We start from the raw sequence: 16,122 nt of genomic DNA on the forward strand, positions 1-16,122 counted from the left end.
TGTAACACATAATTTGCCAAATGAAGCTATTTATAAATAATATTTGCTATAATCACTTTAAAATTTTATAACTTTGGGTGAACATATTGAAAGAGTGGTACGATAAGATAAACGAAGCACAGAATGTCGAGTCTCTTGAAGAGATCCGCATCGCTGTTTTTGGGAAAAAAGGTGTGTTGGCGCACGAGTTTGCAAAAATGAAATCGGCGTCTAATGAAGAAAAAGCACAGATAGCAAAAGATTTAAATACACACAAAGCAACACTTACAAATAATCTAAATGCGAAAAAAATAGAACTACAGACAAAAGAGCTACAAGAGAAGATGGAAGCAGAGTCTATCGATGTATCTCTTTTTAGTCAAAAAAGTTCAGCAGGTGCCTTGCATCCTGTTATGCAGACGATGGATAGAATTGTAGAGTATTTTGCTTCTATGAACTTTGCAGTAAAAACGGGAAATATGGTTGAAGATGACTTTCATAACTTTGAAGCATTAAACCTGCCAAAATACCACCCAGCTCGTGATATGCAAGATACTTTTTATTTTAAAGATGAGATGCTTCTTAGAACACATACATCTCCGGTTCAAATTAGAACTATGATGTCTACAAAACCGCCAATCCGTATGATCGCTCCGGGTGCGGTATTTAGACGTGACTATGACTTGACTCATACACCTATGTTCCATCAGATTGAGGGACTTTTAGTAGATGAAGAGGGGAAAGTTTCATTCGCAAACCTAAAATTCATTTTAGAAGACTTTTTAAAATATATGTTCGGCGAGGTAGATGTACGTTTCCGTCCATCATTCTTCCCGTTTACGGAACCTTCAGCTGAAGTTGATATCTCTTGTGTATTCTGTAAAGGTGACGGCTGTCGTGTATGTTCGCACACTGGATGGTTAGAAGTTCTTGGGTGTGGTATAGTTGATCCAAATGTATTTGAGGCGGTTGAGTACAAAGATGTAAGCGGATATGCATTTGGACTGGGTGTTGAGCGTTTTGCCATGCTTATACACCAAATTGGTGACCTACGTTCACTTTTTGAAGGCGATATAAAATTACTGGAGCAATTTCAATGATAGTTACAAGATCTTGGTTAAACGAGTGGATAGATTTAGACGGTATTTCAACAGAAGATATCGCAAAAACATTTAACTCTATAGGTCTTGAAGTAGACAGAGTAGAAGAGTTCCGTGTTCCAAAAAAAGTTGTATTCGGTAAGGTACTTGAGTGTGAAAAACATCCTGATGCCGATAAGTTAAATATCTGTAAAGTAGATCTTGGAACGGCAACACGTCAGATCGTATGTGGTGCTAAAAACGTAAGAGCCGGTTTAGATGTAGTAGTTGCTACGATCGGTGCAGAGCTTCCTGGCGGTTTAGTAATCAAGCCTGTAAAACTTCGCGGTGTTGATTCTGAGGGGATGATTTGTTCACCGGGTGAGATAGGACTGCACAGTTTTTGTGACGGTATTATGGAACTTGATGAGAGTATCGGTGAGTTTACTCTTGGTGAAGATGTATGTGAGAACCCATACTTTAATGATGACCTTATCGAGATCGAGCTTACTGCAAACAGAGGTGACTGTTTAAGTATTCGCGGTGTAGCACGTGATCTAAGTGCAGCGTTTGATCGTCCTTTAAAAGAGTACAACGTTACAGATAATGACGATATGCGTGGAATTGGAAGAATTTTATCTTTAGTACATGATAAAGATCTTGATGTAAATCTTCGCTATAAAGCTCTTGATTTAGACTCTTTAACTTTACCGTTTTTAGTAAAAATGAGACTTGCTCAGATTGAAGAAAACAGAGAGAGTGATGTAGAGTCTATTATGCTTTATGCTACACACTCAACAGGTGTAATTATGAGAGCATATTCTCACGAGTTTTTCGGAACTGATGATGAGAAGATGGCAAAAGTACATCTAAGCGAAGATGATAAAGGTTTTGCATGTATCAAGTCTGATGAAGGCAATGTCGCTTCAACAGTCGGTATTATCCAAATGCAAGAGTCTAAAGTAGCAACTGCTAACGGGATGATCCTTATTGAAGCTAGTTATATTCCACCAGATATTATCTCTAAAAAGATGGATGAAAACAAAGTTGAGTCTGGACCGATGTTTTACAGAACATCTCGCGGAAGTGAACCGGAATTAGAAGCTGGACTTTCATTTTGTATAGATATCATAGAGAAGTATTCTAACTCATCTACTTTTGGTGGAACAATTGAACTTATCAACTCTGTAAAAGAGAAGATTATCACTGTGTCAAAACAAGAGATCGATGAGATTATCGGTGCAAAAATAGATAAAGTTGTAATAACAAAGATCCTTAAAAATTTAGGTTTTAATACAGCAAAATCTACAGTAGATAATTTTGTTATCTCTGTACCGCAATATCGCCATGATATCTCAAACAAGCAAGATATCATCGAAGAGATTGTAAGAATGGTTGGGATTGATAATATCCCTGCAAAACCGTTTGTACTTACTGAAGATAATCGTTTAGAAGATAACTACTTCGAGTATAAAAAACGTACATATTTCAGACACCGTGCTGCACAAAGCGGATTTTTTGAGTCTGTACATTTCGTTTTTGATGAGAAAAAAGTACTTAACTCTTACGGTTTTGAGACGACACAAGAGGAGTTAGAACTTTTAAATCCTATTGTACAAACTTTAGATACGTTAAGACCGACATTGCTTACTAATTTACTTAAAGCTGCATCTGCTAATAAGAAAAACGGTTACAGCTCTGTAAGACTTTTTGAAGTTGGTTCTGTATTCTCACCTGATCGCAGTGAAACTCTGAAAATGGCATTCCTTTTCAGTGGTGCAAAAGAGGAGGAGTCTCTTCTAAACAGCGGTAGACCGGCAAAAGTTGATTTTGGAACTTTTGTACAGAAAATCTCTGACGTGATCGGCGATTTAGAACTTCGTAAATTTGAAACGACACATAAACTATCACACCCTTATCAGTGTGCAGAGGTTTTTGTAGAGGGCAAAAGAGTAGGGGAGCTTTTTAAAGTACATCCTGAAGTTGAGAACGATTATGACCTTGAAGATACTTATGTATGTGAATTAGATTTTACAGAACTTTCTCATGGACTAAAAATAGCTCAAAAAAGCTCTAAATATCAAGCTTCATTTAGAGATTTAAGTTTACTTGTTCCAAATGATGTTAGTTATGACAAAATTAAAACAGTTATAGACGAAAATGCAACAGATGAGTTAGTAAGATTTTACCCTGTAGATAAGTACAGTGATGACTCTTTAGGGGATAACAGCAGTTTAAGTTTACGTTTTGTACTTCAGTCTAATGAAAAAACACTTGAAGAAGAAGATATAACAAATGCTATGGAATCTATTCTAGCAGCATTAAAAGAGCAACTAGGAATAGGTCTGAGATGAGTTTAGTTGAAGTTTTACCTGCAGAGTCATTTTCACTCAATATTTCGGAGATCGCTCCGGATAAATCTATTTCTCATAGAAGTGTAATGTTTGCAATGTTGGCAGAGGGTGTGAGTGTAATTGAAAACTTTTTACGAGCGGAAGATACACTTAATTCTTTAGAGATTGTAAAAAATCTTGGCGCCGATGTTGAAGATGACGGTAAAACGATTAAAATATCTTCAAACGGGATACAAGAGAGTTTTGAAGTACTGGATTGTGGAAATTCTGGAACCGGAATGCGCCTTTTTTGTGGACTTTTAAGTTCGGCGGAAGGACATTTTGTTTTAACAGGAGATAAATATCTTCGTCGCCGTCCGATGAAAAGAGTTGCCGAGCCGTTAAAAAGTATCGGTGCAAAAATAGACGGACGTGACAATGGTAATTTAGCACCGCTTTCAATTCGTGGAGCTTCACTTAAAGCCTTTAATTATGAGAGTAAAATCGCATCGGCTCAAGTAAAATCTTGTATGATTTTAGCGGCATTAAGAGCTGATGGTGTATGTACATATAGTGAACCTGAACTCTCTCGTGATCATACGGAGAGAATGTTAAAGGGAATGGGTGCCGGTATCGAAGTTGACGGCTTAAAAACTACGATTAAACCGATGGAAAAACTTCTTTCACCACTCTCTATCAGAGTGCCTGCTGATCCGTCAAGTGCATTTTTCTTTGCCGTTGCTGCTGCTATTACAGAGGGAAGTGATGTTACGTTAGAAGGTGTTACACTTAACCCTACACGTATCGAAGCGTTTAAAGCGTTAGAAAAGATGGGTGCAAATATCACTTATACAATGACTGACAATAAGTATGAGCCGATAGGTGATATTAGAATAGAGTATGCTCCTTTACATGCTATAACAGTTGAAGATAATATCTCATGGCTAATTGATGAGCTTCCAGCTCTAAGCATTGCTATGGCTTGTGCTGAGGGTGAGAGCATTGTTAAAAATGCTGAAGAGTTACGTGTAAAAGAATCAGATCGTATATCTACTGTTGTAGAGGGACTTCGTGCTTGCGGTATTGAAGTAGATGAGTATGAAGACGGTTATAAGATCAAAGGTGCAAAACTCCAATATGCAAAAGTTGACAGTGATGGTGATCACAGGATTGCTATGAGCTTTATTATTGCAGGACTTAAGTGTGGTATGGAAGTAACTGACCTTGATTGTATCAACACTTCATTTCCAAACTTTTTTGAGATACTTCAAAAAATTACAAAAGTAGAATTTAAATAAAAGAGACAGACAATTATGAATATTGAGTTAGCGGAAAATTACGGTTTTTGTTTTGGTGTAAAACGTGCGATTAAAATTGCAGAAGAGAATCAAAATGCAGCAACTTACGGACCGCTAATTCATAATTCAAAAGAGATTGCTCGTCTTGAAAAAGATTTTAACGTTGGTTTAACGGATAATTATAAAATTTTTAAAGCCGGTGATAAAGCGATAGTTCGTACGCACGGTATCCAAAAACATGAGTTAGAAGACTTAGAAAAAAAAGGTGTTAATGTTGTAGATGCAACATGCCCTTACGTAACAAAACCTCAAGAGATCGCACAAGAGATGAGTGAAAAAGGGTATAGTGTCGTGATCTTCGGAGATGATGAACACCCTGAGATCAAAGGTGTAAAATCGTACGCTACAAAAGGTGCATTAGTTGTTACATCACCCGAAGAGTTAGAAGGTGTAAAACTTCACGAAAAAATTGCCCTTATAGCACAAACAACAAGAAAAGTTGAAGACTATATGAAAGTTGCAAATTATCTGATTCCTCGTTACAAAGAGGTTAGAGTATTTAATACTATATGTAATGCAACTTTTGAAAATCAAGATGCCGTGAGAAAACTTTCTAAAAAAGCTGATGTTATGCTAATTATCGGCGGGAAAAATTCATCAAATACAAAACAGCTTTTTAAAATTTCACAAGAAAACTGTCAGGATTCGTATCATATAGAGGATGAAAAAGACTTGGATTTTTCTTGGTTTGATAATAAAAACTTATGTGGTATATCTGCCGGTGCATCTACTCCAGATTGGATTATACAAAACGTCATCGACAATATAAAATCAAAAAATTCATAAAACTTCAAAAACTTCAAATATTTATATAAAAATAACCATATTTTCGTTATAATTGCACAATTTTTATGTAACAGAGGATAGGTAATGGCGTTCGATAACGAATCATTCGAAGAAGAAGAAAGTTTTGCAGAATTATTTGCTGCAAGTGAAAGACAACAAGAAACAAGTCGCATCGTAGAGGGTGAAATAGTTGAGATCCAAGCTGATGATAACAGAGCATTAGTTGGTGTTGGTGACAAGTTAGAAGGTATTATAAGCCTTGATGAAATTCGTGATACTGATGGTGAATTAAAATTCGGTACTGGCGATAAAATTAAAGTGATGATTACAGGATACTACAATGAGCGTCCTAAAATCTCTTATAAAAAAGTACTTGAGCAAGAGAAAACTATTGAATTTATCGATGCACACAAAGATGACTTTGAAGATTTAGTTGTTGAGGGTGTAATTACTAAGAAAAATCGTGGTGGTTATGTAGTAGAAGCTAACGATGTTTCATTCTTTATGCCACGTTCATTAGCTGCATTTAAAGACACTGATGATGTAGTTGGTAAAAAAATTAAAGCACAAGTTGTAAAAGTTGACGCAGAAGATAACTCAATCGTACTTTCTCGTCGTAAACTTTTCAATGAAGAGCGTAAAAAGAAAAAAGAGATCATCGACAAAATCATGGCTGACGACGTAATTGTTGACGGTGTTATCAAGAAAATCACAAGCTACGGTATGTTCGTAGATGTTGGTGGTGTTGACGGTCTAGTACACTACAACGAGATCTCTTATAAAGGTCCAGTTAATCCTGCTAAACTTTATAAAGAGGGTGATGTTGTAACTGTTAAAGCTATCGCTTACGATAAAGACAAACGTCATCTTTCACTTTCAATCAAAGCAGTTCAACCAGATCCATGGGCTGAAGTTGAGTCTGAATTAGATGAAGGTGATACAATCACTGTAACTGTTTCTAATATTGAAAACTACGGTGTATTCGTTGACCTTGGAAACGATATTGAAGGTTTCTTACATATTTCAGAAATCACTTGGGACAAAAACGTTAAAAACCCGGCTGATTACTTAGAAGTTGGTCAAGAGATCGATGTTGAAGTTATCGAGATTAACCCTAAAACTCATAAACTTCGTGTATCACTAAAAAGACTTCTTCCAAAACCATTTGATGAGTTTATGAAAAACTACCGTGAAGGTGATGTTGTAACTGGTACTGTTACATCATTAACTGATTTCGGTGCATTCGTTCGTATCAACGGTGTTGAAGGTTTACTTCACAATCAAGATATCTCTTGGGATAAAAACACTAAAGCGAAAGATGTTCTAAAATCTGGCGATGAAGTAGAAGTTAAAATTGCTAAAATCAATGAAGATGACCAAAAAATCTCTTTAAATAGAAAAACACTTTTAGAGTCTCCTATCGATAAGTTTGCTACAACTAATAAAGTAAACTCTGTTGTAAACGGTACTATCCGTGATATTAAAGATTTCGGTGTATTCGTATCTTTAGGTGACGGTGTAGATGCACTTATCCGTGATGAAGATTTAGCTCCTTTAAATAAAGAAGAGTTAGAAATTGGTCAAGAGATTGAAGCAGCAGTTGCAAATATTGATACTCGTCGTGACCGTATCCGTTTATCTGTTAAAAAATTAGACTACATTAAAAATCAAGAAATGTTAGAGGAGATCAATGATAATGAATCTCACTCACTTGGTGACTTGATAAAAGATCAAATTAAATAATATTTGATGCAAACTGTTCTAAAATGGCTAACTCCTACAATTGCGTTGGGAGTTGCTATTTTTATACTATTTTTTTTAATCTCTATAAACTCACAAGAGCCTATAGTTGAGGGTGAACCTTTAGCATTAGAGACTAATCTTGTTCAAAAAAATCCTGAGAGGATGTGGCTAAATCACTTTTCTGAATCAGAAAGAAAAGGGTACAGTTATCCTGTAAACGAAGTTTACGTAAAACTAGATCTAGATGAAAAAATAACTAAAACTAAAACCTATAAGTTGTCTGCAAAAGTAAAAGATCCTTATCAACTATTTTGTTTAAAAGAGGAATTACGGGGACATCAACTGAAGTATTATCTTAAAAAAGATAAGCAAGGGATAGATTTACTTATTTATTCACAAAATGTTGATAAATTAAATAACTTGGTAAAAGTTTTAAAAAATTATAAAATTCAAGCTCAAATAGGGCTATTTAAAGAGGAATATTAAAATGCAAAAATATACAATTGTAGTTTGTGACCATATCCATACAGCTGGTTTGGAGATGCTTCAAAACGATGAAAATATTAATTTTATTATGGCGGCTGATGAGCCGAAAGATAAACTTGTAAAAGAGATTATTCCACAAGCTGATGTTGCAATTACAAGAAGTTCTACAGATGTTGATGCATTCTTTTTAGAGAATGCAAAAAATATGAAAGCTCTTGTTCGTGCAGGTGTTGGTGTTGATAATGTTGATATTCCTGGATGTTCTAAACAAGGTATTATTGTAATGAACGTACCTACTGCAAACACAATTGCTGCAGTTGAGTTAACTATGGCTCATATGCTTTCTTGTATGAGAATGTTCCCATACTCTCATGATCACCTTAAAAACCAACGTATCTGGAAACGTGAAAAATGGTACGGGTATGAGCTTAAGGGTAAAAAACTTGGTGTAATCGGTTTTGGTAACATCGGTAGCCGTGTTGCAAAACGTGCAAAAGCTTTTGAAATGGATATTGTTGCATACGATCCGTACATCCACCCATCTAAAGTAACTGACCTTGATATGAAATATACTAAAAACTTTGAAGATATTTTAGCGTGTGACGTAATTACAATCCACACACCTAAAAACAAAGAGACTATCGGTATCATCGGTGCAGAAGAGATCGCTAAAATGAAAGACGGTGTAGTTTTAGTTAACTGTGCTCGTGGTGATCTTTATAACGAAGATGCATTATATGACGGACTGAAATCTGGAAAAATCCGTTTTGCTGGTATTGATGTATTTGGTAAAGAACCGGCAACTGATAACAAATTACTTGATTTAGATAATATTGTTGTTTCTCCACACTTAGGTGCAAATACATATGAGTCTCAGTACAATATCGGTACGCAAGCTGCTGAGAATGCTATTGCAGCTGCTAAAGGGATCTCTTATCCAAATGCACTTAACTTACCGATCGATGAGTCTAAAATACCATCATTTGTAAAACCATTCTTAGAGATGGGACAAAAAATCGGTTTCTTAGCATCTCAGATTAACAAATCTCAAATCGTATCTATCAAAGTTACTGGTAACGGTGAGATTGGTGAGTATGTAGATTCATTATCTACTTTCGTTACGGTTGGTGCTATGAGCCAAAGTTCTGACAAAATTAACTATGTAAATGCTGACTTTATTGCAAAAGAAAAAGGTATTAAGATAGAAGCTGAGAACTTAGGTGACTCTAACGTATATAAAAACCTTATCACTGCTAAATTAACAACTGCAGAGGGTACAACTACTATTAGTGCAACTATCTTTGATGACGGTGTTCAACGTATGGTAGCTATTGACGGTTTTGAGATCGAAGTAGCTCTAAAAGGTCATATGGTACTGTTTAAAAACTCTGATGTTCCTGGTGTTATCGGTAACGTTGGTATGACTTTAGCAAAAAACAATGTAAATATTTCTGACTTCTCTCTTGCTCGTAACGCAAATAAAGAAGCTCTTGCTGTTATCTTAGTTGATGATGCAGTAAATGAAACTACATTAAAAGAGTTAGCTTCATTAGACGCTTGTCTAAATGTTAGTTACGCTAGCATCTAAGCACTACATAGAATAAACTTTCCTCTTAAATTCTCAAGTGGAGCCTTTTAGGCTCTGCTTGATTTATTTATCAATCCCTTTCTTATAAACTCTAAAAGATTATTTCGTACAGAACTTACAGTTATAGTATAAAAAAGTGTAGAAAGTAGTTGGTAGTAGAAGTATATGTCTGAACATGAGCTTTGTTCATACACATGAAGAGCTATCTAAGGATTAGATAGCTTTTGTATTGTCCATAAGGACTGGAACGAAGATAAGCGATACGATAACGGCTACTACAGTTCCAGAAATGAGTGCAACTCCAAGGCCTCCAAAAACAGGATCGCTAGCAAGCAGTGAAGAACCTAAGATGATGGCAATCGCCGTAAGTAAAATAGGTTTGAGTCTTGTAGCACTTGCAATTGCAATAGCACGTTGTTTTTCAATACCGTTGTTCTTGATGAGATCTTTTGTAAAATCAACAAGCAATAAAGAGTTTCTTGAACTAATACCGATAAGTGCAATAAACCCAATCAAGCTTGTAGCTGTTAAGAAGAATACATCCTCAGTAAATAGATTAGCTACCCAGTGCCCTAAAATAACACCAATGATAGATAAGAAACTACCACCTAAGATAATACCGCTAATAGCATATGATTTATAATAGATAACCATAAGTAAAAAGATTAGTATCAGTGCAGCGATAAAAGCAGCTCCCAGGTCTCTAAAAGTATCAAGTGTTACTTTCATTTCTCCATCCCAACGAAGCAAGTACTCTTCGCCTGTCTTTTTATCTACTAGAGTTAAATCAAACATATATGTAGAGATACCAGGCTCTTTATTAACATCATATCCCTTTTGTGAAAAGTATTCGATCATCTTGTCTCTAGCATCTAAAAGAGGGTAGACCTGACTTTGGTTGTCTGTCTCTGCCGTAACATTGATCATCGTTTTTAAGTCTTTATGATAGATCGTTCTGTCCGATTTTACCTCTTTGATATCAACTACTTCTGTTAAAGGAATCATCATCCCTTTTGTATTCATAAGGTATAGTGAGCTTAATTTTGTTCGGAGAGATGCAAGTGAATTTTCATTAATATCTTTTGTCTCATTGCTCAGTGATACAAATATACCAACTTGATCATTAAGTTCAATTGTGTTTTTAACTGCAACTACCATCCCTTTAAATGCAAGGTAAAGGATCTGATTTACCTGTTCAACACTTAAACCGCTTCTAGCGATTTTTTCAGAGATAGGCATAAGTTTATACTTCTCATAAGGTGTTTCACTCATTACGTCAACATCTACAATCTTATCTGTTTGTTTTAAGACTTTTGATACTTCATTTGCAACACCTGCAACTTTTGTATTTGAGTCTCCATACACTTCTACAACTATAGAAGCCATTGTAGGCGGACCTGCAGGCATCTCAATCATTTGGAGTACAGTACCTTCTATTTTAGACTCACAACTGTTTTTAATAACAGGTCTAAGGCGTTGCACCATAATAAAAGATTTTTCATCACGATGGTGTTTATCGGTAAGGTTAACTACGATTTCAGCAAATCTTTCACCTTGTTTCATACCGCTTCCTTTTACAAGTCCGGCATAATCGAGAGGTGCACCTTCACCTATAAAGCTTTCAATATCAGTAACTTCTTTTTCAGGTTTCAATATATCTTCAACACATTGAACAACCTCTTTAGTCTGAGAGATAGAACTTCCATCAGGTGTTTTAACATAGATGCTGAATGTATTAGAACTTTTTCCAGGTAACATTCTGGCAAGTACAACTTCTGTCGGAAGCATTAAAATTGTTCCAAAAAGAGATAAAAAGATAAGTGCCGTAACTAAAAGTTTTTTTGAGCGATGTTGCAAAATATCATAAATAAAGTTTTCAAACTTTTTTCCCTGATGTTGATGTGACATTAAAGGCTCCCTTTATTGTTTTCTTTCGGATGGTGTGCACCATCATCTTTGATTTTTAAGAGTTTTTTACTTAAATACGGTGTAAAGATATACGCAACGATCAGTGATGCTATAAGTGCAACAGGAACATTAAGCGGAATAGGTTTCATAAATGCACCCATCATACCCCCTACAAATGCCATAGGTACCATTGTTAAGATGATCGCTAGTGTAGCAACATTTGTCGGTGCACCAATCTCATCAGTCGCTTTTACAACTAAAGTATCGATATCCTTATGTTCACTATCATGTGCATGTAAATGTCTGTGGATATTTTCAATTACGATGATTGCTGCATCAACAAGAAGTCCCAGAGAGAGTAAGAATGCAAACAGCGTCATTCTATTGATCGTTTGTCCACTTAAATAAGCTACAAAGAGTGTAGCTGCTAAAATAGCCGGTACTGTAAACATTACGATCATACTCTCTTTATATCCAAGGAAAAAGACGAGCATTACAGTAATGATAACGATTGTAATAATAAGGTGTTCAACAAGTTCGTTAACCGCTTCATTTGCACGCTGTCCATAATCTCTAGTGATCTTATATCCGATCCCCTTAGCTTTTAACTCTTCATCATATTTCTCAAGAAGTGCTTTAACATCATCTGCAACAAATACGGCATTAGAACCTGCAAGTTTTGAGATGCTGAGAGTTATTTGCGAGAATGTACTTTTCTCTTTCGTCTCATTGAGTGTTATTCTTGCTGAGAGTTTATCATTTGTATTGATCCCGTCCTCTACCTTTGCAACATCTTTAAGATAGATTGGAGAGCCCATATATTGTGCGATCATTATATTCTGAACATCTTCAACTCTCTCTATAACATTTTGTACACCAAACACAACAAGTTTTTCATCTTGCGTATTTGTATTAACATCCGGTGCTTTGATGGAGATCGCTTTAATCGCTTGAACTATTTGCCCTAAAGAGAGGTGATAGCCTTTGAGTTTACCCAGATCAACATCTACATTAAACTGTTGTTTATGCTCACCTTTTAGATCAGTTTTTGAAACATTGTCTATTTGTGCGATCTTGATTTTAAGGTCTTGGATTGTTTTTAAAAAATCAGAATATACAAGAGAGTTATTCGTTTGATAAAACGCGATATTTACAATGGGGATATCGATGTCAATATCAAAAGGTTTTACTAACGGCTGCATCACCTCTTTTGGCATAAGATCCATATTCTGCATAACTTTATCGTAAAGTTTGAGGTTTGATGCCTCTCTGTTTTGCCCGATATAGTACATTACATTGATAATACCTACATTTTCCATACTCATAGAGTAGATATGCTCAACACCGCTAATCTCGCGAATCTTTTGCTCCAGCGGTTGCACAACAATTTTTTCAACCTCTTTTGGAGAGAGTCCCGGTGCAGCGACAACTATACTACCGCCACTTAGTGCTATTTGCGGATCTTCTTCACGGGGCATAACCTCTAAAGAGATATATCCGATCGCCAGTAAAAAGACTGCTAAAATAGCTGTTAGTGGATTGTATAAAAACGATTTTGCAAGTTTCCCTGCAGTATCGGTAACTACTATGTTCCTTATATCCTTTTCACTCATAATTATTTTACCTCAATGCCGATTGTTGTATACATACCAGGATAGATGTTTTTATTTTTCTTATCTATAGAGATTTTGATCTTGAATGTATGTGTCATAGGGTTTGAACTTGGGATGATAGCTGATATTTTACCTGTTGTTTGAATCTCTAAAGATGGGATGCTGATAGTTACTTTTTTCCCGATAAAGATACTTTTCATATCTTGTTCTGCAACTTCGATTTCAATTTTCAGATCACTTAGATCAGATAATACGATTGCTGGCATACCCGGTATTGCCATCTCGCCCACTTTAATATTTTTAGAGATGATCACACCTGAATTCGGTGCTTTAATAATAAGGTATTGGTATTGGTTCTCTACCTCTTGAAGTCTTGCTTTTGCAATATTGATCATATCTTTGAGGTTTTTTTCTGCAAGTTCCAGCTCTTCAACTTTGTACTTTGCCACCATATCTTTTTCAAAAAGTCTTTTATGACGCTCAAGGTTCATAACAACGTTTGAGTATTGGTTTTCATACATTTGCAGTGCTGATTCCGCTTGACGTTTCGCAGAGTCTATTTCACGTGAGTCGATAGTGTAAAGCACCTGACCTCTGTTTACTCTATCACCTTCACTTACATTAACATTTGTAACAAATCCCATAAAACGACTTGTGATCATCTTTTGGTTATCTGATATCACCGTACCAGACAGTGTTAATGTTTCAGCAACAAGAGATGTTGCCAGTGCGATTAAAGCGAGTAGTTTTTTCATTATTTTTCTCCGTTTGCTAGTTTTTCAAGTTCAAATATTTTTTCATTTCTCTTATTTTTTGCTACTAAAAGTTGTAGTATTTTTTCTATTTGAGAAGATTGTTTTATTATAACATCATTCATAGATACAAGCTTCTCTTTATATCTTGCTTCATAGTTTTCATAGATCGCATTTGCCAACTCTAATTCTTTTGTAAGAGAGTTGATCTCTTGGTTGGCACTTTTAATCTCTGTTTTTATTTTTGCAAGCTGTAAAGAGATCCCTTTTTTTGCAAGTTGTACCTGTGACTGCATTTTCAGTTGTTCAATCTTCGCTTTTTCAACTTTCGCACCGTCAATACCACCGTTAAAGATATTCCATGTAAGTCTTGCACCGACCGTATATGCTTTATGGTCATTTGCTTCGCCCAGGAATGTATTGTCTGCAGTTGCTACTTCTGCAAATGCACCTACAGTTGGATAATAAGCAGCTTGACTGGCATCTAACATACTTGCTTTTACATCTAAAGCAGTAGTTGCTTTTTTGATATCTAAGTTTCTTGTAAGTACGTCATCATCAGTGAAGTTTGGTTCAGCTATTTCACTTGTCGGAACTTCGATGTCGTCCACTTTTTCATTTAATAAAAAGCTGATGTAGTGGTAAAGGAGTTCCTCATTTGCTTTCATCTGCACAAGAAGTCTCTCAACATTCCCTTTTTTCGCTTTTACTTCCAAAAGGTCAACTTTCTTTGCATAACCAACTTCGATCATAGTTTGCGTCGTATTTTCAAGTGCATTGATATTGCTTAGAATCTTTTCCATGTTTTTAATAGATGATTCCAAAAGAGCCATATCGTAGTAACTTTTTTTAAGTTGAAACACTTTTTCACTAAGTACTTTCTCTTTATCAAGTGCCTTGATATTTTTTACACTCTCCATTACACTTGTATAACTTGAGATTGCAAAGCCTGTAAAAAGAGGCACTTCATATTTTAGTTTTGACTGGAAAAAGTTTCTGTCTTGCGGATAGTTTAGATCGTGTGGTTCTACAGTTAGGATGTTAGGATTTGTCATACTAAAGTCAGAAAATCCAAAATCTCCAAAATTTGCTTCACGAGACGTCAGTTTAAAACCGAAAACATTCCCCGCATCGTTTGACCTGGCAAAATCTTGAGTAAAATCAAGTTTACCCCAATGCAGACCGCTTGTTTGGTCTATATCTTCCTCGGCACTTTTTACCTCTAAAGAAGCTGCTTTTATCTCTAAATTTTTATTTTTTAATATTTCGAGTGCTTCGCTTAATGGCAGCGAATTACTAGATGCAGATAAAAACAATGGTAAAAAAAGTGCACTTACTACTTTTTTCATTTGTTGTCCTTTGTTGTCATTAGTTTATAAATATAGGTGTGATTTAACTCTAGATTATAACATATATTTCATTAGATTATATCGTAAAGTTATCAAATTTGATAGTATAGAAAAAAATTCTGGGGATTCAATTATAAGAAAAAAATATAGTTAAACTTTAAGGAAATGTGATTAAAATTTGATAATCATTTTAAAGAAAGGTATTTTATGTCAAGTGCATGTCCATTAAACTTTGAGAGAGTTGACTCCAATGTAACAAGGTTTTCAGCTTTATTGGTCGCGTCATTAGTAGGACTTTATTTATATACGAACAGTGTTTATATCTTATACTTTTTAGCTTTTGATTTTATTATGAAACTTTTTATAAACAGAGGAATATCTCCTGTCAGTATGTTTGCAGAATTTTTAAAAGGGATGTTCAAAATAAAAGATAATTTAGTAGACGGCGGAGCAAAAAGATTAGCTGGAATTTTTGGTTTTTTATTTGTTGTTTTACTGATCGTTGCACACTATTTTGATATATGGAGTTTTTCTTTAGGCGTAGCAGCCGTTTTTTTAGCATGTTCTTTACTTGATGTGTTCTTTGGTTTTTGCATCGCGTGTAAAATATACTTTATAATTAAAAAAATCTATCCAAATTTTATGAATAACCTTTAATTTTTATCATTGTCGTAGTACAATAGCTTAAGACAATTTGATTAAAGGATATATAATGGATGCTGTCATCAAAGATCTACTCTCCAGAAAAGATGAAATACAATCGGAAATTGAAACAATTTTCAAAGCAAATATGAAATTTACCGATTGGAATGTTCCCGAAGCCGATGATAAAGAGGCTGCAAAGGTAATTCTTGATATGATTCAAGAAAAATTAGATAAAATCAAAGCTGATGTTGCAGCCGGGCAATACGACTATTATTAAGGATAATTATTATGAGTCATAAATTAAAAGATCATTTAGAAAAGATTAAAGAGGAAGTTTCAAAAACAGATCTTCTTAATGAGAGTCAAAAAACTGACAGTGTGAAAAGAATAGAGGAGTGGGTTTTAGAAGATAAAGCTTTTGGAACTCTAAAAAACGAACTGACAGAGATGAGTATCTTCTTTGAAAAACTTTTTGCCGAGCTCGGTATTGAGTAAGGATTTAG

The 16,122-nt window shown here is 35.2% G+C and carries 14 protein-coding genes; 10 read left to right on the forward strand and 4 right to left on the reverse strand.

Annotated elements, in window-relative coordinates:
* Positions 1-86 precede the first annotated feature (86 nt).
* From pheS to serA, 7 genes are all read left to right on the forward strand, one after another.
* The gene (pheS, locus tag QWY88_RS01340) at positions 87-1,079 is read left to right on the forward strand and encodes a phenylalanine--tRNA ligase subunit alpha (RefSeq protein WP_304544147.1); all 993 of its coding nucleotides are present in this window, start codon (positions 87-89) and stop codon (positions 1,077-1,079) included.
* On the forward strand, positions 1,076-3,412 hold the full coding sequence (gene pheT, locus QWY88_RS01345; protein WP_304543257.1) for a phenylalanine--tRNA ligase subunit beta: 2,337 nt from the start codon (positions 1,076-1,078) through the stop codon (positions 3,410-3,412). Before pheS ends, pheT begins: the two co-directional genes overlap by 4 nt.
* Entirely contained in the window at positions 3,409-4,689 is a 1,281-nt protein-coding gene (gene aroA / locus QWY88_RS01350) for a 3-phosphoshikimate 1-carboxyvinyltransferase (RefSeq protein ID WP_304543259.1), read from the forward strand. Before pheT ends, aroA begins: the two co-directional genes overlap by 4 nt.
* Positions 4,690-4,704: 15 nt before the next feature.
* The gene (locus tag QWY88_RS01355) at positions 4,705-5,535 is read left to right on the forward strand and encodes a 4-hydroxy-3-methylbut-2-enyl diphosphate reductase (RefSeq protein WP_304543261.1); all 831 of its coding nucleotides are present in this window, start codon (positions 4,705-4,707) and stop codon (positions 5,533-5,535) included.
* A gap of 84 nt (positions 5,536-5,619) precedes the next feature.
* Positions 5,620-7,278: a 30S ribosomal protein S1 gene (locus QWY88_RS01360; RefSeq protein WP_304543263.1), complete on the forward strand. Its 1,659-nt coding sequence runs from the start codon at positions 5,620-5,622 to the stop codon at positions 7,276-7,278.
* Between the two features lie 6 nt (positions 7,279-7,284).
* A complete protein-coding gene (locus tag QWY88_RS01365) occupies positions 7,285-7,764 on the forward strand; it encodes a hypothetical protein (RefSeq protein ID WP_304543265.1) in 480 nt (159 codons plus the stop codon).
* Position 7,765: 1 nt separating this feature from the next.
* Positions 7,766-9,352 carry a phosphoglycerate dehydrogenase gene (serA, locus tag QWY88_RS01370; RefSeq protein ID WP_304543267.1) on the forward strand — a complete coding sequence of 529 codons (1,587 nt, stop codon included), beginning with the start codon at positions 7,766-7,768 and terminating at the stop codon, positions 9,350-9,352.
* Positions 9,353-9,565: 213 nt separating this feature from the next.
* On the opposite strand, the gene QWY88_RS01375 is transcribed toward serA, so the two are convergent.
* Genes QWY88_RS01375 through QWY88_RS01390 form a run of 4 tightly spaced genes read right to left on the reverse strand, consistent with a single transcriptional unit; the run spans position 9,566 to position 14,974 of the window.
* Positions 9,566-11,260, reverse strand: a complete 1,695-nt coding sequence (locus tag QWY88_RS01375; protein ID WP_304543269.1) for an efflux RND transporter permease subunit — start codon at positions 11,258-11,260, stop codon at positions 9,566-9,568.
* On the reverse strand, positions 11,260-12,873 hold the full coding sequence (locus QWY88_RS01380; RefSeq protein WP_304543271.1) for an efflux RND transporter permease subunit: 1,614 nt from the start codon (positions 12,871-12,873) through the stop codon (positions 11,260-11,262). Before QWY88_RS01380 ends, QWY88_RS01375 begins: the two co-directional genes overlap by 1 nt.
* Positions 12,874-12,875: 2 nt before the next feature.
* Positions 12,876-13,628, reverse strand: coding sequence for an efflux RND transporter periplasmic adaptor subunit (locus tag QWY88_RS01385; RefSeq protein WP_304543273.1), 753 nt, complete (start codon positions 13,626-13,628; stop codon positions 12,876-12,878).
* Positions 13,628-14,974: a TolC family protein gene (locus tag QWY88_RS01390; RefSeq protein ID WP_304543274.1), complete on the reverse strand. Its 1,347-nt coding sequence runs from the start codon at positions 14,972-14,974 to the stop codon at positions 13,628-13,630. Before QWY88_RS01390 ends, QWY88_RS01385 begins: the two co-directional genes overlap by 1 nt.
* Positions 14,975-15,181: 207 nt before the next feature.
* On the opposite strand from QWY88_RS01390, the gene QWY88_RS01395 reads away from it, so the two are divergent.
* Genes QWY88_RS01395 through QWY88_RS01405 form a run of 3 tightly spaced genes read left to right on the forward strand, consistent with a single transcriptional unit; the run spans position 15,182 to position 16,114 of the window.
* Positions 15,182-15,631: a DUF4395 domain-containing protein gene (locus QWY88_RS01395; RefSeq protein ID WP_304543275.1), complete on the forward strand. Its 450-nt coding sequence runs from the start codon at positions 15,182-15,184 to the stop codon at positions 15,629-15,631.
* 55 nt (positions 15,632-15,686) lie between these two features.
* A complete protein-coding gene (locus QWY88_RS01400) occupies positions 15,687-15,896 on the forward strand; it encodes a hypothetical protein (protein WP_193114502.1) in 210 nt (69 codons plus the stop codon).
* Between the two features lie 11 nt (positions 15,897-15,907).
* Positions 15,908-16,114, forward strand: a complete 207-nt coding sequence (locus QWY88_RS01405) for a hypothetical protein (RefSeq protein ID WP_304543279.1) — start codon at positions 15,908-15,910, stop codon at positions 16,112-16,114.
* The last annotated feature ends 8 nt before the right edge of the window (positions 16,115-16,122 follow it).

The sequence above is a fragment of the Sulfurimonas sp. hsl 1-7 genome (genome assembly GCF_030577135.1).
In the GTDB taxonomy this organism is placed as follows: Bacteria; Campylobacterota; Campylobacteria; order Campylobacterales; family Sulfurimonadaceae; genus Sulfurimonas; species Sulfurimonas microaerophilus.